Origin of the sequence: Cognatundibacterium squillarum, from assembly GCF_014652435.1 — a bacterium.
GTDB lineage: Bacteria > Pseudomonadota > Gammaproteobacteria > Burkholderiales > Burkholderiaceae_D > Undibacterium > Undibacterium squillarum.
In genome coordinates, this window is sequence record NZ_BMYU01000006.1 from 156,281 (window position 1) to 178,072 (window position 21,792).

The 21,792-nt window shown below is 53.7% G+C and carries 21 protein-coding genes; 8 read left to right on the forward strand and 13 right to left on the reverse strand.

Going from position 1 to position 21,792, the window contains the following annotated elements; all coding sequences use genetic code 11:
• Positions 1-14: 14 nt before the first annotated feature.
• The 4 genes from erpA to glcF all read left to right on the forward strand — a co-directional run bounded on the left by erpA (position 15) and on the right by glcF (position 4,622).
• On the forward strand, positions 15-365 hold the full coding sequence (erpA, locus tag IE092_RS12995; RefSeq protein ID WP_189357621.1) for an iron-sulfur cluster insertion protein ErpA: 351 nt from the start codon (positions 15-17) through the stop codon (positions 363-365).
• 424 nt (positions 366-789) lie between these two features.
• Positions 790-2,277 carry an FAD-linked oxidase C-terminal domain-containing protein gene (locus IE092_RS13000; RefSeq protein WP_373295334.1) on the forward strand — a complete coding sequence of 496 codons (1,488 nt, stop codon included), beginning with the start codon at positions 790-792 and terminating at the stop codon, positions 2,275-2,277.
• A 14-nt stretch (positions 2,278-2,291) separates the two neighbouring features.
• Positions 2,292-3,365, forward strand: coding sequence for a glycolate oxidase subunit GlcE (gene glcE / locus IE092_RS13005; protein ID WP_189357622.1), 1,074 nt, complete (start codon positions 2,292-2,294; stop codon positions 3,363-3,365).
• A 3-nt stretch (positions 3,366-3,368) separates the two neighbouring features.
• Positions 3,369-4,622 carry a glycolate oxidase subunit GlcF gene (gene glcF / locus IE092_RS13010; protein WP_189357623.1) on the forward strand — a complete coding sequence of 418 codons (1,254 nt, stop codon included), beginning with the start codon at positions 3,369-3,371 and terminating at the stop codon, positions 4,620-4,622.
• Positions 4,623-4,848: 226 nt separating this feature from the next.
• On the opposite strand, the gene IE092_RS13015 is transcribed toward glcF, so the two are convergent.
• The 3 genes from IE092_RS13015 to IE092_RS13025 are packed head-to-tail and all read right to left on the reverse strand — an operon-like array spanning position 4,849 to position 7,535.
• Positions 4,849-5,337, reverse strand: coding sequence for a glutathione peroxidase (locus IE092_RS13015; protein WP_189357624.1), 489 nt, complete (start codon positions 5,335-5,337; stop codon positions 4,849-4,851).
• Positions 5,337-6,473, reverse strand: a complete 1,137-nt coding sequence (locus tag IE092_RS13020) for a PilT/PilU family type 4a pilus ATPase (protein WP_189357625.1) — start codon at positions 6,471-6,473, stop codon at positions 5,337-5,339. The genes IE092_RS13015 and IE092_RS13020 overlap by 1 nt, the downstream gene beginning before the upstream one ends.
• Positions 6,474-6,491: 18 nt before the next feature.
• Positions 6,492-7,535 carry a type IV pilus twitching motility protein PilT gene (locus IE092_RS13025; RefSeq protein WP_189357626.1) on the reverse strand — a complete coding sequence of 348 codons (1,044 nt, stop codon included), beginning with the start codon at positions 7,533-7,535 and terminating at the stop codon, positions 6,492-6,494.
• Positions 7,536-7,626: 91 nt separating this feature from the next.
• Here IE092_RS13025 and IE092_RS13030 point away from each other — a divergent pair, with 91 nt between their 5' ends.
• The 3 genes from IE092_RS13030 (at position 7,627) to IE092_RS13040 (ending at position 11,155) form a co-directional block, all read left to right on the forward strand.
• Positions 7,627-8,331, forward strand: coding sequence for a YggS family pyridoxal phosphate-dependent enzyme (locus tag IE092_RS13030; protein WP_189357627.1), 705 nt, complete (start codon positions 7,627-7,629; stop codon positions 8,329-8,331).
• Positions 8,321-9,148 carry a pyrroline-5-carboxylate reductase gene (proC, locus tag IE092_RS13035; protein WP_189357628.1) on the forward strand — a complete coding sequence of 276 codons (828 nt, stop codon included), beginning with the start codon at positions 8,321-8,323 and terminating at the stop codon, positions 9,146-9,148. Before IE092_RS13030 ends, proC begins: the two co-directional genes overlap by 11 nt.
• Positions 9,149-9,424: 276 nt before the next feature.
• Positions 9,425-11,155 (forward strand): ArnT family glycosyltransferase, encoded by a 1,731-nt coding sequence (locus IE092_RS13040; protein WP_189357629.1) that lies wholly within the window; start codon positions 9,425-9,427, stop codon positions 11,153-11,155.
• 7 nt (positions 11,156-11,162) lie between these two features.
• On the opposite strand, the gene IE092_RS13045 is transcribed toward IE092_RS13040, so the two are convergent.
• The 4 genes from IE092_RS13045 to ubiA all read right to left on the reverse strand — a co-directional run bounded on the left by IE092_RS13045 (position 11,163) and on the right by ubiA (position 13,167).
• On the reverse strand, positions 11,163-11,474 hold the full coding sequence (locus IE092_RS13045; RefSeq protein ID WP_189357630.1) for a YqjK family protein: 312 nt from the start codon (positions 11,472-11,474) through the stop codon (positions 11,163-11,165).
• Positions 11,464-11,856 (reverse strand): phage holin family protein, encoded by a 393-nt coding sequence (locus IE092_RS13050; protein WP_189357631.1) that lies wholly within the window; start codon positions 11,854-11,856, stop codon positions 11,464-11,466. Before IE092_RS13050 ends, IE092_RS13045 begins: the two co-directional genes overlap by 11 nt.
• A gap of 5 nt (positions 11,857-11,861) precedes the next feature.
• A complete protein-coding gene (locus IE092_RS13055) occupies positions 11,862-12,173 on the reverse strand; it encodes an ElaB/YgaM/YqjD family protein (RefSeq protein ID WP_189357632.1) in 312 nt (103 codons plus the stop codon).
• Positions 12,174-12,306: 133 nt separating this feature from the next.
• Entirely contained in the window at positions 12,307-13,167 is an 861-nt protein-coding gene (gene ubiA, locus IE092_RS13060) for a 4-hydroxybenzoate octaprenyltransferase (RefSeq protein WP_189357714.1), read from the reverse strand.
• A 194-nt stretch (positions 13,168-13,361) separates the two neighbouring features.
• Between ubiA and IE092_RS13065 the strand changes: the two genes are divergently transcribed.
• Positions 13,362-14,150: a helix-turn-helix domain-containing protein gene (locus IE092_RS13065; RefSeq protein ID WP_189357633.1), complete on the forward strand. Its 789-nt coding sequence runs from the start codon at positions 13,362-13,364 to the stop codon at positions 14,148-14,150.
• Here the strand turns inward: IE092_RS13065 and IE092_RS13070 are convergent.
• The 6 genes from IE092_RS13070 to recG all read right to left on the reverse strand — a co-directional run bounded on the left by IE092_RS13070 (position 14,123) and on the right by recG (position 21,576).
• On the reverse strand, positions 14,123-16,369 hold the full coding sequence (locus IE092_RS13070; RefSeq protein WP_189357634.1) for a patatin-like phospholipase family protein: 2,247 nt from the start codon (positions 16,367-16,369) through the stop codon (positions 14,123-14,125). The two genes, IE092_RS13065 and IE092_RS13070, sit on opposite strands and share 28 nt — an antisense overlap.
• Positions 16,370-16,415: 46 nt before the next feature.
• The gene (locus tag IE092_RS13075; RefSeq protein ID WP_189357635.1) at positions 16,416-16,958 is read right to left on the reverse strand and encodes a GNAT family N-acetyltransferase; all 543 of its coding nucleotides are present in this window, start codon (positions 16,956-16,958) and stop codon (positions 16,416-16,418) included.
• 2 nt (positions 16,959-16,960) lie between these two features.
• Positions 16,961-17,902, reverse strand: a complete 942-nt coding sequence (locus IE092_RS13080) for a LysR substrate-binding domain-containing protein (protein WP_189357636.1) — start codon at positions 17,900-17,902, stop codon at positions 16,961-16,963.
• An 81-nt stretch (positions 17,903-17,983) separates the two neighbouring features.
• On the reverse strand, positions 17,984-18,892 hold the full coding sequence (locus IE092_RS13085) for an SDR family NAD(P)-dependent oxidoreductase (protein ID WP_189357637.1): 909 nt from the start codon (positions 18,890-18,892) through the stop codon (positions 17,984-17,986).
• A 39-nt stretch (positions 18,893-18,931) separates the two neighbouring features.
• Positions 18,932-19,414, reverse strand: a complete 483-nt coding sequence (locus tag IE092_RS13090) for a GNAT family N-acetyltransferase (RefSeq protein ID WP_189357638.1) — start codon at positions 19,412-19,414, stop codon at positions 18,932-18,934.
• Between the two features lie 38 nt (positions 19,415-19,452).
• Positions 19,453-21,576 carry an ATP-dependent DNA helicase RecG gene (gene recG / locus IE092_RS13095; RefSeq protein WP_189357639.1) on the reverse strand — a complete coding sequence of 708 codons (2,124 nt, stop codon included), beginning with the start codon at positions 21,574-21,576 and terminating at the stop codon, positions 19,453-19,455.
• Positions 21,577-21,792: the final 216 nt, after the last annotated feature.

Here is a 21,792-nt window from a genome sequence, read left to right on the forward strand (position 1 = left end):
AACAGGAGTTTGAAATGAGCGAAGTAGCAGAAATGCCGGCACCGATTAACTTCACTGAAAGTGCGGCAGCCAAAGTAGCGCAACTGATTGAAGAAGAAGGCAATCCTGATCTGAAACTGCGCGTTTTCGTACAGGGTGGCGGTTGCTCCGGCTTCCAGTATGGTTTCACATTCGATGAAATCACCAATGAAGACGACACCACCATGACCAAAAACGGCGTGCAATTGCTGATCGATTCCATGAGCTACCAGTATCTGGTCGGCGCAGAAATCGATTACAAAGATGATCTGGAAGGCGCACAGTTCGTGATCAAGAACCCGAATGCAACCACCACCTGCGGTTGCGGTTCTTCGTTCTCTGTGTAATTCAGGCAGCATCCGCTACACAAAACAGCCCGGTTCGCCGGGCTGTTTTGCTTTCCGGCGGTGAGAACGTCCGGTCATCGTCATCAGCGTGCCGGCATCTGTCATTATGCAGCTATCCGCGTTTGCCATTTCCGGAGAGCCGGACTTTCTGCCGACGACCGCCGGATCGCTGTGCAGAACACCGCATTTTGGCCTGTACAAGGCATTTTCAGGGCTTTGACAACGCGCAACCTGCGTTGCTACGCATGCAGAGGCTGTCACTGTTGTTGTTTATTGCGCTTGAAAACTATTCAATCCGATCCGGATAAACAATTCATCTCAGGCTGTTGATTCCCCGATACACTGCTTTCATTCCAGACAGCACAGACAGCGCCCGGCGGGGATGCGTGATGCTGTTGATTTTCTGCGATGGTGTGAGGAGACGATGGCAGAGCACAATATGAATCCGGTCGCGACAGCCGACCGGAAAACTCTGGTCCGGGCGCTGGCGCAAGTCTTGCCAGCCCATGCGCTGTTGCACAGCGAAGAAGAAATCCGGCCTTATGAATGCGATGGACTGACTGCGTACCGGCAATTGCCGTTGCTGGTCTGTCTGCCGGAAAACGAAGCGCAGATTCTGGCGATATTGCAGATTTGCCGTCGCTTTAATGTGCCGGTAGTGCCGCGCGGTGCCGGTACCGGTTTGTCCGGCGGCGCCATGCCGATGGCGCAGGGCATTGTGTTATCTACCGCCAAACTGAACCGGATTCTGACGATTGATGCGCATGCCAGAACGGCAAAAGTGCAGCCGGGTGTGCGCAATCTGGCGATTTCCGATGCGGTGGCACCACACGGTTTGTATTACGCACCTGATCCTTCATCCCAGATTGCCTGCACTATCGGCGGCAATGTCGCGGAAAACTCCGGCGGCGTGCACTGCCTGAAATACGGTCTGACGCTGCACAACGTACTGCGTGTGCGTTTGCTGACGATGGAAGGCGAGGTGCTGGAAGTCGGCAGCGAAGCGCTGGACAGCCCCGGTTTTGATTTGCTGCCACTGGTGATCGGTTCGGAAGGCATGCTCGGCATCGTCACCGAAGTCACGGTGAAACTGGTACCGAAGCCGCAACTGGCGCGTGTGATCATGGCCTCGTTTGATGATGTGGTGCAGGGCGCACAGGCGGTGGCGGATGTAATCGCCGCCGGCATTATTCCGGCTGGTCTGGAAATGATGGACCAGACCTCTTCGCAAATGGTGGAACCCTTCGTGCAGGCCGGTTATGACACCGCAGCCGCAGCGATTCTGCTGTGCGAATCCGATGGCACACCGGCGGAAGTGGAAGAAGAAATCGCGCGCATGAGCGAAGTGCTGCGCAATGCCGGTGCGCGCCGGATTGCGGTATCTGCGACCGAAGATGAACGTCTGCGTTTCTGGTCTGGCCGTAAAAATGCATTTCCGGCCGCCGGACGGATTTCGCCCGATTATTACTGCATGGATGGCACCATCCCGCGCAAACGTCTCGGCGAAGTGCTGCTTGGTATCGCTGCGATGGAAAAAACCTACGGCCTGCGTTGCGCCAATGTCTTCCACGCCGGTGACGGCAATCTGCATCCGCTGATTATGTTTGATGCAAACCAGCCGGGTGAGTTTGAACGTGCTGAGCAATTCGGCGCAGCGATTCTGGAATTGTGTGTCGAAGTCGGCGGCACGATTACCGGTGAACACGGTGTCGGTATCGAAAAAATTCAATCCATGTGCGTGCAGTTCACGCGCAGCGAACTGGATACTTTTTTTGCCGTGAAACGCGCATTCGATCCGGCGATGCTGCTGAATCCGGATAAAGCGATTCCGACCCTGCACCGTTGCGCCGAATACGGCCGCCTGCATGTCCGTCAGGGACAGTTACGTTTCCCTGAACTGCCCCGTTTCTGAGGATGATTCCGCACATGACGCAAACCACTCCACAATTTTCTGCGCTGGCAGAACAGATACGCGATGCGGCAGCAAGCCGTCAGCCACTGGCGATACGCGGCGGAAATTCAAAAGCCTGGTATGGCCGCGCCGTCGAAGGCGAAACACTGGACATGCGCCCGTGGCAAGGCGTGCTGGCCTATGATCCGACCGAACTGGTGATTACTGCTTGCGCCGGCACGCCCTTGCGCGACATCGAAGCGCTGCTGGCAGAGCATGGTCAGATGCTGGCGTTTGAACCGCCGCATTTTTCTGAACACAGCACCGTCGGCGGTACGATTGCTGCGGGGCTGGCGGGGCCGCGCCGTCCGTATGCCGGATCGGTGCGCGATTTCGTACTCGGTGCAGGCATCATCGACGGGCAGGGACAACTACTGGAATTCGGCGGGCAAGTGATGAAAAACGTCGCTGGCTACGATGTATCACGCGTGCTGGCCGGTTCGCTCGGTTGTCTGGGTGTGATTACCCATGCATCGCTGAAAGTGTTGCCGCGTCCGTTTGCCGAAGAAAGCCGTGTGCTGATGCTGAGCGAAGCCGATGCGCTGCGCACCGTCAGTCAGTGGTGCGGACGCGCCTTGCCGGTCAGCGCTGCCAGCTGGCATATGGGACGCCTGATCGTGCGTTTTTCCGGTGCAGAAGCCGCGGTGCGCGAAGCGGTGCGCCACAGCGGTGGCGAAGAATTGCGTGACGCAGGCAACTGGTGGCGTTCGCTGCGCGATCAGAGCCACGCCTATTTTCAGGAAGACAGCAGCCATATTCTGTGGCGCTTATCACTGCCAGCCACCGCACCGGCGCTGGCGCTGAATGGCAAAACCCTGTGGGAGTGGGGCGGGGCGCAACGCTGGCTGCGCTCGGAAGAATCTGCCGACAAAATACGCGAAGTCTGCGCAGCTGCCGGTGGTCATGCCACCGCATTCCGTGGTGCTGCTGCCGGTGATGACGTGTTCAGCCCTTTGTCACCCGCACTGATGCAGGTACACCAGCGTCTGAAACAGGCGCTGGATCCGCAGCGTATTCTGAATCCCGGTCGTCTGTATAAGGAGCTCTGAGTCATGCAAACCAATTTGCTGGCCTCGTTACTGGCCACCCGCGAAGGGCGTGAAGCAGACGAGATTTTGCGTAAATGCGTGCATTGCGGTTTTTGTACCGCCACCTGTCCGACCTATCAGGTCACCGGCGATGAGCTGGACGGGCCGCGCGGCCGCATTTATCTGATCAAGCAAGTGCTGGAAGGCAAGATGCCGACCGAAGCGACACAAACCCATCTGGACCGCTGCCTGACTTGCCGCAACTGCGAAAGCACTTGCCCGTCCGGCGTGCATTACAGCCGCTTGCTGGACATAGGCCGCCATATCGTCGAGCAGCGCGTCGGGCGTTCACCGGCGCAGCAATTACTGCGCAAAACCCTGCAAACCGGGCTGACACGCCAGTGGCTGTTCCGTCCGGCTTACCGTACCGGTATGTTGCTGCGTCCGCTGCTGCCGGCAGGATTACGCAATAAACTGCGACCTGCCGCCGCGCCGCAAACCGGCGGCGCACAGGCATTGCGTACCCATCAGCGCACTATGCTGCTGCTGGATGGTTGCGTGCAGCCGGTGATGTCGCCGGAAATCAATGCGGCCGCGGCACGTTTGCTGGATAAGCTCGGCGTGCAACTGGTGACTGCGCCGAAAGCAGGTTGCTGCGGCGCGATTCATCATCATCTGAATGCGACCGAAGCCGCGCTGCAGGATATGCGCAATAACATCGATGCCTGGTGGCCGCTGATTGAAGCCGGTGCCGAAGCGATTGTGATGACTGCATCCGGTTGCGGGGTCACCGTGCGTGACTACGGTTATATGCTGCAGGATGATGCCGCGTATGCCGCCAAAGCGCGTCAGGTTTCGGCGCTGTGCAAAGACATCAGCGAAGTGCTGGAAGGTTTCGCCGATGATCTGAGCAAACTCGCACCAGCGCCAGCAGATCAGGAAAAAATCATGTTCCATCCGCCGTGTACCCTGCAGCACGGTCAGAAAATCCGTGGCAAAGTCGAACGCCTGCTGGCGCAGCACGGCATTCAGGTCAGCCTGTGTGCTGACAGCCACTTATGCTGCGGCTCTGCGGGGACGTATTCGATCTTGCAATCCTCGCTGGCGCAAACCCTGCGTGACCGCAAACTGAACGCTTTGCAGGCCACCACGCCGGACCGCATCGTTTCCGCCAATATAGGCTGCATCGCCCATTTGCAATCAGGAACCGAAACACCGGTAGAGCACTGGATCGTCTTGCTGGAACGCCGCCTGTCTGCTGCCACCAGCGCCGGCTGAACGCCATCTTTGCAGCGTCAACACACAGGGACTATGCAGAATGCCGCATCCGGCATTTTGCAAGCACCGGACTTTCTGCCGACGAGCGCCGGATCGCTATGCAGAACTCCGCAAAACAGGGGTTTTCGGGCTGTTTACGCCGGGTTTTCAGGATCGCAAAGAGAGAAAACAAAAAAGCGGCTGAGCGCCGCTTTTTCAATGAGCATGTTCCGGTGAAAATGCCGGTTCAGATGCCCAGTCCGAGTAATTCACGGATGGCGCTTTCCAGTTCTTCCGGTTTGGATTGCGGCGCGTAACGGCGTACGACTTTGCCGTGACGGTCGATCAGGAATTTGGTGAAATTCCATTTGATCGCTTCGGTGCCCAGTAAGCCCGGTGCAGCGGATTTTAACTGCTGATAAAACGGATGGGCGGCTTTACCGTTCACCTCAATCTTTTCAAACAGCGGAAAACTGACACCGAAACGCAGTTCGCAGAACTGCGCAATTTCCGTTGCTTCGCCCGGTTCCTGATGGCCGAACTGATTGCACGGGAAACCCAGTACCACCAGTCCCTGATCGCGGTAAGTCTGGTACAGGCGTTCCAGACCTTCGTATTGCGGCGTAAAACCGCAACGGCTGGCGGTATTGACCACCAGCACGACTTTTCCTGCATATTGTTTTAAATCGACCGGACGACCCTGCAGGTCGTTGACGGTGAAATCCAGCGTTTGCATCAGACAATTCCCAGATGTTGTGTGCCGGCGCTCAGATCACGCGATTTTGCTTCTTTACCGTTGAGCATGATTGCCAGACGCAGTTCATTAACAGAATCCGCATTACGTAATGCATCTTCGTAAGTGATTTTATCCTGTTCGTGCAAATCGAACAGCGCCTGGTCAAAAGTCTGCATACCAAGCTCACGCGACTTCTTCATGATCTCTTTGATTTCATGCACCTGACCTTTGAAAATCAGGTCAGAAATCAGTGGACTGTTGAGCATGATTTCCACTGCGGCAACACGACCTTTACGGCCTTTCAGCGGAATCAGACGCTGAGAAATCACGCCTTTTAAGTTCAGCGATAAGTCCATCAGCAATTGCGCGCGGCGTTCTTCCGGGAAGAAGTTGATGATACGGTCCAGCGCCTGATTCGAGCTGTTCGCATGCAGTGTCGCCAGACACAAGTGACCGGTTTCGGCAAACGCAATCGCAAAGTCCATGGTTTCGCGATCGCGGATCTCACCGATCTGAATCACGTCCGGTGCCTGACGCAGCGAGTTTTTCAGTGCAATGCCCCAGTCTTCGGTATCAATGCCGACTTCACGCTGGGTAACGATGCAATTGCCGTGCGGGTGCACATATTCAATCGGATCTTCAATCGTGATGATGTGACCGAAGCTGTTCATGTTACGGAAACCGACCATCGCTGCCAGCGTGGTGGATTTACCGGAGCCGGTTGCACCGACCATGATCACCAGACCGCGCTTGGTCATGGCGACGTCTTTCAGACCTTCCGGCAAGCCCAGATCTTCGAATTTCGGAATGGCGGTGGTTATTGTCCGCAGAACCATACCGACGCGGCCCTGCTGCATGAATGCCGACACGCGGAAACGTCCCATGCCTGCAGGATTAATCGCGAAATTACATTCTTTCGATGCTTCAAATTCGGCAGCCTGCTTGTCATTCATGATGGCGCGGGCCAGATCAATCGTATGGGCCGGCGTCAGCGGCTGATTCGATACCGGCGTGACTTTGCCGTCGATTTTGAAAGCGGGTGGAAAGTCTGCTGTGATGAATAAGTCTGAACCGTTTTTGTTCAGCATCAGCCGCAGCAGGTCGTGCATGAATTTGGTGGCCTGATCGCGTTCCATGTTTGCTTACTCCTGTTCTTAACCCGGGAAGTTTTCCGGGATTTTTGCGGCAGCGCGCGCGGTGCCGACAGCGATCACATTGCGGCGTACCAGATCCGTCAGATTTTGATCCAGTGTTTGCATACCGACGTTATTACCGGTCTGAATCGCAGAGTACATCTGCGCAATTTTCGCTTCACGAATCAGGTTACGGATCGCCGGTGTTCCGATCATGATTTCATGGGCTGCCACACGACCGCTGCCATCTTTGGTTTTCAGCAGGGTTTGTGAAATGACCGCTTGCAGCGATTCGGACAGCATCGCACGTACCATTTCTTTTTCTTCCGCCGGAAACACGTCGACGATACGGTCGATGGTTTTTGCAGCAGAGGAAGTATGCAGGGTACCGAACACCAAGTGGCCGGTTTCAGCAGCGGTCAGTGCCAGACGGATGGTTTCCAGATCACGCAACTCACCAACCAGAATCGCATCAGGATCTTCACGCAGTGCAGAGCGCAGCGCATTGTTGAACGACATCGTGTGCGGGCCGACTTCACGCTGGTTAATCAGACATTTTTTGGATTCGTGCACAAACTCGATCGGATCTTCCACGGTCAGAATGTGACCGTATTCATTTTCATTGAGGTGATTGATCATTGCCGCCAGAGTGGTCGATTTACCGGAACCGGTAGGACCAGTCACCAGTACCAGACCGCGCGGTTTCAGTGCCAGATCCGCAAAAATCTTCGGCGCGTTCAATTGTTCCAGCGTCAGGATTTTAGAAGGAATCGTACGCATGACCGCTGCCGGACCGCGTTCCTGATTAAATGCATTCACACGGAAACGGGCAAGGCCGGGAATCGCAAACGAGAAATCGCACTCCAGCGTTTCTTCGTAAGTCTTGCGCTGACCGTCATTCATGATGTCATAGATCAGACTGTGCACATCCTTGTGTTCCAGCGGTGGCAGATTAATACGGCGCACATCGCCGTGCACACGTATCATCGGCGGCAGCCCGGACGATAAGTGCAGATCGGATGCATTGTTCTTGACCGAGAACGCGAGCAGTTCAGAGATGTCCATTTATAATTCCGGGAAGGTAAGTAAAGTGCAGGCAAACCATTTTGCGCAGACCGCGCAGAATCAACGATTATGCCAAAGAAGGTAACTGATTATGTCCCCAATTTCTGACAACTTGCAAGCAGTGAGGGCGCAGATTGACAGCGCTGAACAGCAGGCAGGGCGTGCTCCCGGCAGTGTCTGTCTGGTCGCGGTATCCAAGACGTTTCCGGCCGATGCTGTGATCGAAGCGGCAAAGGCCGGACAGCGTGATTTCGGTGAGAATTATCTGCAGGAGGCCCAGGATAAGCTGCTTTTGATACGGAATCAGCATCCTGAGCTGGCGCTGTGCTGGCATTTTATCGGCCCGTTACAAAGCAATAAGACGCGTCCGGTTGCCGAACATTTTGACTGGGTGCACTCCGTTGACCGCTTAAAAATTGCGCAAAGATTGTCTGAGCAGCGTCCTGCGCATCTTCCGCCGCTTAACATTTGCTTACAAATTAATGTCAGTGGAGAAAGCAGTAAGAGTGGTGCCAGCCCGGAAGAAGCGCTGGCACTGGCGCAGGCTGTGAAGGATTTACCCGGTCTGCGATTGCGCGGACTGATGGCGGTGCCGGAAGCGACGGAGGATACTGCGGCACAGCACGCTGCTTTTGCCAGTCTGCGCGTACTGGCAGAGCAAATCCGCAATCATGGTATCGCACTGGATACTTTGTCGATGGGAATGAGTGCAGATATGCAGGCTGCGATCAGCGAAGGCAGCACCATGGTCAGAATCGGAACCGCAATTTTTGGAAAGAGACATTATGCAGCGTAATCAGAACATCGCATTTATCGGTGGCGGCAATATGGCCGTCGCTTTAATCCGCGGCATGCTGGCCGCATCCAATCCGCCGGCAACTGTGCATGTGGTGGATGTCAGTCAGCAAACGCTCAGTCGTCTTGAAAGTGAGCTGGGTGTCAGCACCGCTTTGCAGCCGGACGCAACGCTGGCAACAGCGGATGTGATTGTGCTCGCGGTGAAACCGCAGCAAATGCGTGATGTGATCGCCAGTATTCAGCCTTGGTTGAAACAACAGTTACTGATTTCGGTGGCGGCCGGTATCCGCGCTGCGGATATGTCGCGCTGGCTCGGTGATTATCCTGCCATTGTGCGCGCCATGCCGAATACACCGGCGCTGGTACAAAAAGGAATTAGCGGTTTGTTTGCTTTGCCGGATGTCAGCGCAGATCAGCGTGCTGTTGCAGAGCAAGTTGTATCGGCGGTCGGTCAGTACGCATGGTTTGAGCAGGAAGCGCAACTGGATGCGGTGACGGCCATTTCCGGCAGCGGCCCGGCTTATGTGTTCTATTTCATCGAGGCACTGGAGCAGGCTGCGAGAGACATGGGATTCACGCCGGAACAGGCAACCCGTTTTGCGATTGCGACATTTGAAGGCGCTGCCAGCCTCGCAGTCCATGCTGACGAGCCGGTGTCGGTGTTGCGTGAACGTGTCACATCAAAAGGCGGCACGACGTTTGCTGCCCTGACATCGATGCAGGAAGCCGGTGTTGCAGCATCGATCATCAGCGGTGCAAAAGCGGCAGCAGCGCGCGCCCGCGAACTTGGTGATGAGCTTGGTAGTCAGGACTAAGCCTGCAGGTTTCATCGGGTAGCATTTGCAGCTACCTTGCGTACAAAAAAAGCCGACCTTGTAACAGGTCGGCTTTTTTGTTTTCTGTAATTTATTTGCAAGTATCTGTTTCTTAAGGGAAATTTTCTGAAAATTAGAGATTTTTATCTGTCACAATGTGTTACATGATGAGTTTTTGCATATACAATGCGTTACTTTTCGTATCCCGCGCAGTCAGTCAGCCGCCTCCGCCAGCTTGCTGCAGGATGAATAGACGCTTCTGTTTGTGTTCAATCCATGCTTAGCTCACGTTTTTCTGCTCCTGCGATATTTACTTTTTCCTCTGTTCGCGCACTGATTCAAAGTTGTCGTCATCACAGCTGGGTGTTGTTCTTCTCGCTGCTTTATCTGATTCCCGGACTCACCGGGCATGACCCGTGGAAGCAGGATGAAACCTATGTGTTCGGAATTATTCATCACATGGTTGATAGCGGTGACTGGGTAGTCCCGGCAATGGCCGGTGAGCCGTTCATGGAAAAACCACCGCTGTATTACTGGATTGCGACAATTCTGGTCCACACTTTTGACGGTTTCCTGCCAGCACATGATGCAGCCCGTCTGACCAGCGGAATCCTGATGGGTATCACTGGTTTCTGTGTCGCTTTTTGCGCGAGGCTCTGGTGGGGAAAAGGTCATGCAGCGTCCGCATTGCTGGCCTTGTTCGGATGTCTGGGGCTGATATTTCATGCGCACTTAATGGTGACAGATGTTCCTTTGCTCACCGGTTTTGCCTTATCCGTCACCGGCTTCGCGATGTGGAATAAAGCGCCTGATCTTAAGTCCGCAGTAGTACTGGGAACAGGGATCGGCGTGTCTATGATGGCGAAAGGTGTGCTCGGCCCGGGCGTATTTTTTGTCGTCGCCATGCTGTTGCCATTACTGTTTCCGGTATGGCGTCGTCGCAGTTATATTGAATTTCTGCTGACTGCTTTCATGGTAGCGTTGCCGTGGCTGCTGATCTGGCCTGTCGCATTGTGGCAAACCTCCCAGCCGCTGTTTATGGAATGGTTCTGGGAAAATAATGTTGGCCGTTTTTTTGGATTTTCCGTCGCCAGACTCGGTGCGCCGCATACAGAGAATTTCTGGATTACTACCTTGCCATGGTTTACATTCCCGGCGCTGCCGCTGGCTTTGCTGACAATCTGGCACTGGCGTACCCGTATCATGAGCAGTCCGGCAATTCAGGTGTGCAGTTTGGTATTTATCGTGATGCTGACAGTGCTGGGTACGGCAGCGTCTGCCCGTGACAACTATGCTTTGCCTTTGCTGTTCCCTATCGCAGTTCTGGCCGCCCCTGCAGTCAGATACATTGGGGAACGCGGCCTGAGCGTCGTGATCGGGGTCATGTTCGGCGCGATCTGCAGCCTGCTGCTGTATGTCTGGTGGCAAATGGTATACAACGCGGCACCCGCCTGGCAGTGGCTGCTACGTATTTTGCCAGCAGATTTTTCGATGCCCGTCAGCTATACGCAATTACTGGTGGTGGCAGCCTGCTTTGTGCTGACAGCCGTGTGCTTGTGGCAAGTGCGCCATCTGCGTGGTAATCCGCTGCGAATCTGGACGGCAGGGCTGAGCCTGTGCTGGCTGGTACTTTGTACTTTATGGTTACCGTGGCTGGATCATGCAAAAAGTTACCGCAGTGTTTTTTCTGATATGCAGGCCGTGATGCCGGGTGATTTCCATTGTATGGCGAGTCAGAATCTCGGCGAGTCTGAACGGGCGATGCTGCGTTATTTTTCAGGGATTATTACGCATAGGCAAGAGACTGAGCCGTACCGCGAATGCGACTTGCTGATTGTGAACGGACTGACGAATAATGCGCCGGAATCTCTGTTATCTGACCGCGACTGGGAGCTGGTCTGGGACGGTGCCCGTCCTGGTGATGCGCGGGAACGTCTGTGGTTATTCAGGAATCATCATCTGAGTTCTCGTCTGGCAGCAGGCGACCGGCCTCAGCACTTACGCTGATTGCCAGTCAGCGCGGCGGATGCTGATCCGTACGTGATGCTGACAAATCTTGCCATAAACGCCATGCCTGCAATCCGGCTTGTGCCAGTCGCAGCGCCCGACCGGGTTTTAGTATGGCAAGTGTCAGTACGCCCAGTCCTATCGCAAGCGGACGCTTTTTAAATGCTTCGCCGGCTTGTCCTATTACACGTTGCGCCATATCGGCAAGTTTGTGCTCGGAACGGAATTGTTCCGTCTGTAAATGCCATAACTGGCGCTGCGCCTGAATCTTTAACAGTAAGGCTTGTTTGCGCAACTGCAGTTGAGGATCAGTTTGCATTTTCCTGCCTTTCCTCCTGCACAGCACCGCGTAAATGTGCAGCATCTTTTTCCAGCTCATCCAGTGTGGCTTGCAGTAAGCGTGGCTTACTGGCCAACTGATGGCGGATATGGGCAAACATCCAGTAAGAGGCACCGCCGAATGCAGCAATCAGTCCGCCGATCAGTGGCAGGCGGTAATGATCCCAGAATAATGCGATCAGCAATACAGCGACCAAAACCACGGCAAAGCAGGCGCAGAAAAATGCAGCCAGAGACCAGAGCAGTAACTGCAGAAAACGCTGCAGTTCTTCTTCGATCTCCAGCGATGCCAGCGCCAGCCGGGTTTGCAGGATATCTGTCATGCTGGCCGCAAGACGGCCTACCGAATCCAGCAGTGCCATACTGATTAACGACTGCGGCCGATCAGCAAACCCACCAGCAAGCCAACGCCTGCCGCAATACCAGCTGACTGCCATGGATTTTCGCGGACATAAACATCGGTTGCTTTGGCTGTTTCGCGCGCACGCGTGACGACCATGTCTTCGATACGTGCGACCTCTGCTTTCGCATGGCGCAAGGTATGTTCAAAACGCGCTTTGGCGGATTGAAAGCCCTCACCGGATTGTTGTTCTGAGTGCCGGAGCAGATCTTCGGCATCACGGATGACTTGCTGCAAATCCTGCATCAGTTTGTCTTTTTGCTGTTCAGTGCTGCTCATGGTCTTTCCTTTCACAGTGTTAGCAATACAACTTCACAATACGTCAGGTTCAGTGTAGAACAGTCATCTTACCGGATGTTGTCTGAACGCAAAATCCGGCGCACTCAGTATAGCCTTTACCGGATATTCAGGTTTAACGGAAACTGTAATCTGCCACGACACCGGCAAATATGACCGCTCCTAACCAGTTATTGTGGCGAAACGCCGCAAAACAAGCCATGCGTTCACGATGTCTTATCAGTGTGTAGTGATACGCTGCGAAAAGTACTGCGACGAACATCCCTGTCAGAAAAAATATACCCAGTCCGTATTGCAGACCCGTGATCGTGATCAGAGCGAAACTGAGCGCATAGCACAGCATGACTGCAAGAACGTCGTATCGCCCAAAAGTGATGGCGGAAGTCCGGATGCCGATTTTCAGATCATCATCGCGATCCACCATCGCATATTCCGTATCATAGGCCACGGCCCAGAAGATATTCGCCGTGAGTAATACCCAGGCCGCAACCGGTATCTGATTCTGAATGCTGGCAAACGCCATCGGAATCCCGAAGCCGAACGCGATCCCGAGATAGGCTTGCGGAATCGCGAAGAATCGCTTGAAGTAGGGGTAAGTTGCGGCAATGATCAGTGCAGCGACTGACATTTGCTTGGTCAGCGTATTCATCGGAATCACAAGGCAGAAAGACAGCAGTGCCAGGGCTGCTGCAACCGCCAGCGCTTCCTTGCCGGAAATTTTTCCACTCGTAACGGGGCGGTCAGCTGTCCGTTTGACATGCTTGTCAAAATCCCGGTCTGCATAATCATTGACTGCACATCCGGCAGAGCGCATCAGTATCGTACCCAGCGTGTAGATGGTTACCAGCTTCCAGTCGGGATGTCCGTCTGATGCGAGCCAGAGCGCCGTCAGAGTCGGCCAGAGCAATAACATGATACCTACCGGTTTATCCAGTCGTACCAGACGAAAATACAGCGATAGTTTTTCTTTCAGCATAATCAGTGAGCGGAATGCAGGAACGCCAGCATTATATGACTCTTCAATAGATACAGGCATCGTCAGAGCCCAATCATTACCTTGTATTTATGAAAATTCCAGAAAATTTGGTACTGTTTTTTAATTCGAAATGAGATATTATCTATGTCGTGGTATTAAATTTTGAAACTCTATTCTTTCAAAAAGGAGACCAGATGAGTTCCCCGGAATTGATTCTGCAAGTGTTACGTTCTGAGCTGCGTGCTGCGGGTGTCACCTACAAGATGCTTGCTGAACGTATTGGTATGAGTGAGTCCAGCGTCAAACGGATGTTCGGACAAAAAGATATGAGCCTGACCCGTTTAGCGGAAATTTGTAAGGCTGCCGGCGTTGCTTTGGAAGACATTCTGCGGCAGTCGGCTGATGTGACGCCGCCGAATGATACGCTGACCCTTGAGCAGGAAAAGTCTCTGATGGCAGATCCCAAGCTGTTGCTGGTTGCTATTTCCTGCCTCGGACACTGGACTCTGGAGCAAATTGTCGAAACGTATCAGATGACGGAAGCAGAGTGCATTCTGAATATGATTGCGCTTGATAAGCTGGACGTGATCGAACTGCGTCCGAATAATAAGTACAGGCTGAAAGTGTCTCCGGCATTCCACTGGCGTTCAGACGGACCGGTACAGCAGTATTTCCGTGAACACGTTGTTGCCGATTATTTTGATGGTCGCTTTGATGGAAAGGGCGAAATGCTGTTGTGTGTTCCGGCCCGTTTGTCAGATCGCAGTGCACAGGAAATCGTACTGAAAATTCAGCAGCTGGTTGCAGAGCTGGCACGTTTCCATCAGGAAGAGCGTCGTTTGCCGCCAGAGCAAAAAGATGGCTTTACACTGGTTGTCGGTTTCCGTTCATGGGAGTTCTCCGCATTTACCGCTTTGCGCCGGCCACAGGCAAAACCTGAGCCGGCATCAATTACTCACCATATTGGTCCGAGAAAGAGATAAACCCCCGACCCGGCTCCCCGGGTCGCACCGGCACCCAGATACACGGGACCAAACCGTGTGTCCACGGATAAGCTGGCGCTGGCAGCCTGCTTCATGCGGCCAATTGAATATGGTTCATTGCCGCCATAGCTGCCACCCAGCTCCATCGAGAATCCCAGGCGTACTGCGCCACCGATTGTGGATGGCAGCGCGCCGATACGCCGTGCGACTACCAGTCTGCCGAACAAGGTTGTATCACCGTACAGTGAGTTTCTGGGAAGTCCGGTCAGACGCAGAAATCCTCCCAGCGGCGAAGGCGTTGTCGTATTTTGCGCCCTTGTCCATTCACCATAAAGGTGACCCGCCCAATCACCAAACGACAAGGCTTTCATGGCTGAAATTTCAGCGCTTGCCTGCGCTGCCTGTTTGCCCTCTTTGCCGGGTGAACTTTGCCATGCAAAGTCAATCATGGAGCCACTGGTCGGGAAACTGATCGAATCCAGTGTGTCGGCGTGAAAATGGATAAATCTTGTCGTCGCAAAATAACGTGCTTTGGGATCGTTTTCGATCTCGCTCGGAAGAATGGCATTGATTTTCTGGAATCCGCGCTGAATACCGGCTTCGATACTGCCCCAGTTACCGAGCTGACGCCCGAGTGCGAAGCTGGCGCCGGTCTGGCTGCTGTTAATTCTGGCGATTCGTGTCGTTCCCTGATAGAAATCGAGTCCAGACGCATTGTATTCCAGTCCCGGAGCGACGTACCATGCTGAGGCCGGTGCCAGTGGCTGCCACAATTGAGTGCTGAACTGCTGCTGACTTCCGATCTTTGCCAGTGTACGCAATTCTGCACCATATCCGTTCAGGCTGGATGCAACATGCATCAGGCTCAGTGCGAAACGGCTGTCATCGTTAAAGTCGCTGGAAAGCTCCATGCCCAGACGCAGGCGGTTGCGACTGGACTGGGACTCTTTCGTCAGTATGGTGACTTTGCGTTCATTGCCGCTATCATCGATGATGGCTTTGACTTCCTCAAGGTCGCCACGCCCGTAAAGACGTGTTGCTGCTTGCCTGATTTCATCCTGAGTCAGATTCTGTCCTTCGTGCAAACCTGTCTGCGTAATCAGTGCTTCAGGGTTCACGTACTGCGTTCCTTTGACTTCGAGGCTGGCAATTGGCATGACGCGAACGGTATCTTTTGCATGCCGGGTGTTCATAACGCGGAACTCTTCCAGTTCAGCAAACATTTCACGTGGTATCGCCAGTTTAATCAATTGCTCGCGTGCGAGTTCAGCAGCTTGTTCCCCTGCTTTGATAGCGCGCGGAAACGCAGAAAAGTCGAGAAAGCTGATGCCATCGAGTTTCGGGGCGATCAGGACATCCTGCTTTCTTAATTGTTTTATTGAGCGCTGTACATTCTGTTCGGTCAGAATTTGCAGCATTTGATTGGCCACATCGAAAGCACTGTGTATATCTTTTTCCGGAGATAGTGGTGTTCCGACGTTAACTGCAATGACAATGTCGGCTCCCATAGTACGCGCCAGCTCTACTGGCAAATTGCTGACGAGTCCGCCATCCACAACTAATTTTTCCTTGATACGAACCGGTGCAAAAACACCCGGGACGGCTAGCGAGGCACGCATGGATGCGAGTAATGGGGTATCGTTCAGTTCAACCAGCTCGCCGGTTGTCAGATCGGAGGCAACTGAAATAAATGGCAGCGACAATTGATTCACCGGCTGGTCGCGCATTCCTTCCGGCAGGAGACGAGTAAGTGCGTGTTCCAGGCTGGCGTTGCCTGCTGCAGCCTTAGGTAAATATACGCCGGACTTCGTGACAGCCATTTCAATACGTGTCGGCAGCAGCGTGTCTTCAATTTTGCGTCGGTATTCGAGTTCGTTTCGTGCAGGTCTGTCAGCCAGTACCTCATCCCAGCGTGTACTGCGGACTATTTCCTCCAGTTGTTCCGGTGTGCGTCCGGCGGCGTAGGCACCGCCTACAACAGCACCCATACTGGTTCCAACCACCATATCAACCGGAACCTGCATGCGCCGCAAGGCACGAAGAACACCGATATGTGCAAATCCACGCGCTCCGCCACCGGACAAAACCAGTGCGATTTTCGGTCTTGCAGACTCAGCGTCCTGAGATTTTGCATCAGGTGGGTTATTCTGAGCGGAAGCTGTGCTGCATGCGAACACGGTCGCGAAGACCATTGCAGTCATACGCAAAAATAGAGACATAGCGACTAACGATATGTGTATCAGATATTTGTAATTTTATAATGACTCAGTCGTCATCGCGGACTTTTGCAGTCAGAACATGGTCACACCAGGCGCCGTTTATTTTCAGGTAGCGTCTGGCAAACCCTTCGCGTTCAAATCCCAGACTGGCCAGCAGTGCAGCGCTGCGCAGATTTTCAGGGCGGTAGTTCGCCATAATCCTGTGCAGGCCTTGTTGTTCAAACATAAACTGAATTCCGGATTCAACCGCTTCGCGCATCATTCCTTTTCCCTGATGCGCTGCACTGATTGCGTAACCCAGATGACAGGCCTGAAAGACACCACGAACGATATTGCTGAAATTGCAAACGCCGATCATTTCTTCGCCGGAGAAAATACTGAACGGCACAGCGATCCCTGTCTCAGCATGTTGCTGCATCAGGGTAATACGCGCGAGGCATTCCGGATCGCTGAAAAAACTGTCCTGTCGTTCTGGCTCCCAGGGGCGTAAATGTTCTCTGTTTTTTAACAGATACTGCTGATAAACCTGAAGATCCCCGGCTTGCAGTACACGCATCTGCAGGCGCGGTGTTGTGAGTTGTGGAAACATGGTTATTGTGCAGATGCAGACTCATCGAGCATTGTCACACCCGGAAGCTGGCAAGCCTGAACAGCACGTCTGATTGCTTCAATGGCAGGCTGACGGGTGAAGCTTTTACGCCATGCAATCACAATACGGCGATTGGGAACCGGTTGTTCAAACGGAATGTATCTGAGCAAATTTTCTGTGTTCTGGCGTACGACGGATGCGGCTGGCAGAACTGTCAGACCGATGCCTGAAGCTACCATATGCCGGATCGTTTCCAGGGACGAGCCTTCAAAAGTACGCGCTATGCCATCACCAGTTGTCGAGAAACGCGCCATTTCAGGGCAGACCTCCAGTACCTGATCTCGGAAGCAATGTCCGGCACCAAGCAATAACATGGTTTCTGTTTTTAGTTCAGCTGCAGAAATCCTGTCCCGGTCTGCCCAGGGATGCTGATGCGGTACTGCAACCAGGAATGGTTCATCATACAAAGCCTGAACCATCAGTCCCTGATCTGGCAGCGGCAGCGCCATAATGGCTGCATCCAGTTCTCCCTGACGCAATAACTCCATCAGTTTGACGGTGTAATTTTCCTGAAGCACCAATGGCATTTGCGGAACCTGCTCGATCATGGTTTTCACCAGAGAAGGGAGCAGGTAAGGACCCACGGTGTAGATAACACCCAGCCGGAAAGCACCAGCTAAAGGGTCTTTGTTTTGCTTAGCAATTTCTTTGATCGCAGCAGTTTGTTCAAGTACGCGTTCGGCCTGTGCAACAATCTGCGCGCCAATCGGCGTCGTTGAAATCTCGGTGCCACCACGTTCGAATATGGTGACCCCCAGCTCATCTTCCAGTTTTTTGATGGCCACAGATAAAGTCGGTTGCGCAACGAAGCAGGCTTCAGCCGCGTGGCCGAAGTGTTTTTCGCGGGCAACCGCAACAATGTATTTCAGTTCAGTCAGGGTCATAGCAGCTCACAGACCGGAAAAGGTGCGCCTGATCAGGTTTAGCACAAATACCGTAAAAAAGAAAATGGATTCGTGCACAGTTTATTTACGGCTATTAAATGCTTTACCCAGTTCGAGCTGACCTTGCGCAAGGCCGCTCTCCGGAACGACAGACTGAGTGCGGTCCTGCACATCGGGCAGCCGTTGTGCCAGCTGTTCCGCAGTGTTTTCAGCCTGGGGCAGCCAGATGCCTTGTGTCAGGCAGATATGCGCGGCTTCAAAACCGCCGGCGCCGGCGCACAGTATCTGACGTGTAGGTGCATGTTCACACGTAAGTACGAGCATCGCAGGAACTACGTCTGCCGGTTGCAATGCCTGTAAAAATTCAGGTGGAAAGAGTGCTTCCGTCATGCGTGTCGCAGCGGTCGGTGCCAGACTGTTGACCCGGATATCATATTTAGCGCCTTCCAGTGACAGCGTTTGCATCAGGCCTACCAGTGCCATTTTTGCTGCACCGTAGTTAGATTGACCGAAATTGCCGAATAAACCGGACGAGGAGGTGGTCATGACAATACGACCGTATTTCTGTTCGGTCATGACTGGCCAGACTGCTTTGCAGCAATGGACTGCGCCCATCAGGTGTACTTCCATCACAGTGCGAAAGTCATCCAACTCCATCTTCGCAAAACTTTTGTCGCGCAGGATGCCGGCATTATTGATCAGAATATCAACCCGACCCCAGGTACGTATGGTAGTGCTGATCATGTCTTCCACAGCAGCGAAATCGGTGACAGAGGCTGCGCTGGCAATCGCATCACCACCGGCGTTGCGGATTTCCTGCACGACTGCTTCAGCGGCGAAGCCTGAACCGCCACTGCCGTCACGGGCGGCACCCAAATCATTCACAACGACTTTAGCACCGCGCTTCGCCAGTTCGAGCGCATGTTCGCGTCCGAGACCGCCACCTGCACCTGTGACAATCGCAACGCGTCCAGTGAAATCCAAAGTCATAGTGAATCCTTTCGGTAGAGGGCAGTCAGAGTTGAATGGTCAGAGTTTTTTCTGGAGCATCAGTGCACCACCCATGGCCGGGTCCAGCGCATATGGTGCAAATCCTTCCGCTGCGTAGAGTGAGCGTGCGGGATGATTGCCTTCCAGAACTTCCAGCGTGATTTTGCAGTAATCTTGCTCCTGAGCAAAGCGGCAAATGTATTGCATCAGCTGTTTTCCTAATCCGGCACCGCGAAATTCCGGATGAACCGCAAAATCATGAATGTTGAGTAAGGCTTTGCAGGCAAAAGTAGAAAAACCCTCAATGGCAATCGAAAAAGCGGCAGCGCGCCCGTCGCAGTAAAGTAAGAAAGCGTGAACGGCCGGACGTTTCTGCAGCTCATGAATCAGATGATGCCGGCAGTATTCTGTCAGTGGTTCACCACCACCCATGGCATCGGAGGCATAGACGTTTAACATTGCAACTAAATCTGCAGCATGCTCGTGATTATGTAGATCGGCTTTCAGAATCTGGATGTTCATATCGGTGATTGTAGGCGATAGGCTTAGGCGATTGCTTGTCAGACCCGCAGGTATTCTTCTTTGTTCCCCATCCAGCGTTCAAGATGAGCCGCGACGGTGGCTGCGTCATGACGCAGAAGGTAATCTGCAAGATCGCGTGCTTGTTCAACCAGCCACTGATCTGTTTCTAAATTAGCAAATTTCAGCATAGCTTCGCCGGACTGGCGTGCACCCAGAAATTCTCCGGGGCCACGTAACTCCAGATCGCGGCGCGCAATTTCAAAGCCATCTGTGCTTTCGCGCATGATGCCCAGACGCTGTTTTGCTACTTGTCCTAATGGGCCTTGATACATCAGAAGGCAGACCGAAGCGGCAGCGCCACGCCCGACACGTCCGCGCAGCTGATGCAGCTGTGACAGACCAAAGCGTTCTGCGTGTTCAATGACCATCAGGCTGGCGTTTGGCACATCCACGCCGACCTCAATGACCGTTGTGGCAACCAGCACCTGAATCCGGTTGTGCAGGAAATCATCCATGACCTGCTGTTTTTCTGAAGGTTTCAGACGACCATGTACCAGCCCCGTGCGGATATCCGGTAAGGCTTCCGCCAGAATGGCATGGGTTTCTGTCGCGGTTTGCAACTGCAGTGTTTCTGATTCTTCAATCAGCGGGCACACCCAGTAGACTTGCTTACCTTCCAGTGCAGCAGCATGAATGCGCTCTATGACTTCGTCGCGCCGGTTCTGGTCAATGACGCGGGTCACAATCGGTGTTCTGCCCGGTGGCAGTTCATCAATAACCGACACCTCCAGATCAGCGTAGTAGGTCATTGCCAGTGTGCGCGGAATCGGCGTCGCCGACATCATTAACTGATGCGGAATCAGGCCGGCCTGGGCTTTATGTGACAAATCCAGACGCTGCCCGACGCCGAAACGGTGCTGCTCGTCCACCAGCACCAGTCCCAGTTTGTGAAACTGAACATTGTCCTGAATCAGTGCATGCGTACCAATCACCAGTCTGGCTTCGCCGCTTTGTATCAGCGCCTGCGCCTGCTCTTTTTCTTTTTTACGCAAACTCCCTGTCAGCCACGCGGTACGCACCCCCAGCGGTTCCAGCCACGCGGCAATTTTGCGAAAATGTTGTTCCGCCAGAATTTCAGTCGGTGCCATCAGGGCAGCCTGATAACCATTGTCAATTGCCTGTGCTGCCGCGAGTGCAGCTACGATGGTTTTGCCACTGCCGACATCGCCCTGCAACAAGCGCTGCATAGGAAAAGACTGCGCCAGATCGGCGCGGATTTCGCGTAATACTTTTTCCTGCGCACCGGTCAGCGTAAATGGCAGATTGAGTAAAAAGGCATTACTGAGTTCGCCAACGACTGGCATTGCCGGTGCGCCTTTTGCTCGCCGGCTTTTCTGCGCCCGTTTCAGGGACAATTGCTGTGCCAGCAATTCATCGAATTTCATCCGTGTCCAGGCAGGATGCTCGCGCTCAACCAGTGCATACTGATCCGCGTCAGGCGGTGGCGTGTGCAATGTCCTGATACTCTCTTCAAAACCAAGCAGGTTCATGCGTTCAAGATAACGTGGTGCCAGCGTGTCACGCCAGTTAGTGCGCTGAATCGCATTACTGATTGCCTTGCGCAGCAGCGCCTGCGGTACGCCTTCGCCGCTGTGATAAACAGGTGTCAGCGCTGTCGGCAGCGGTGTGTCATCCTGCACAATTTTGTAGGTGGGGTGTACCAGTTCGGCGCCGAAGAAGCCGTGTCTCAGTTCGCCACGCGCTCTGACACTGGCACCGGTTGCCAGTTGCTTGGTCTGACTGCCGTAAAAATTCAGAAAGCGCAGATAAATTTCACCACTTTCATCTTCCAGCTTTACCACCAGTTGCCGCCGCGGCCGGTACTGGACTTCCTGATGCGTGACAACACCCTGAATCTGCACTTGAGAACCACCGCGCAGGCTGGCTTCTGCAATCGTCAGAATACGCGTTTCATCTTCGTACCGCATCGGCAGATGCAGTAAAAAATCGATATCTTTCCGTAAGCCCAGTTTGGCCAGTTTTTCGCTGGCTTTCATTTGTGTGGCTGGCGCTTTTTTCGTTTTTTTTCGGGTGGATGCAGCGGCCTCAGTGGCTTCAGGTCGCGTGGTTTGTTCCGGATTGCTTGGGGCTTCAGCTGCCATAAGTGTACAATGGTGGGTTTTGCTGCAGAACCGGAGTGGTCTCTGACTGTCTCAGTGGCCAGAAATTACCGGGATGCGCAGACTGATAGTTTTATTCTACTGAGTTTTTATACAGTATGTACAGGGCTTTACACAGCCGGCGCCATGGTGACAGTGTTGGATACGCCGGATGAAGTGCTGCCAGTGGTTTTTCACTGGTGTCAGCCCGGTATCCAC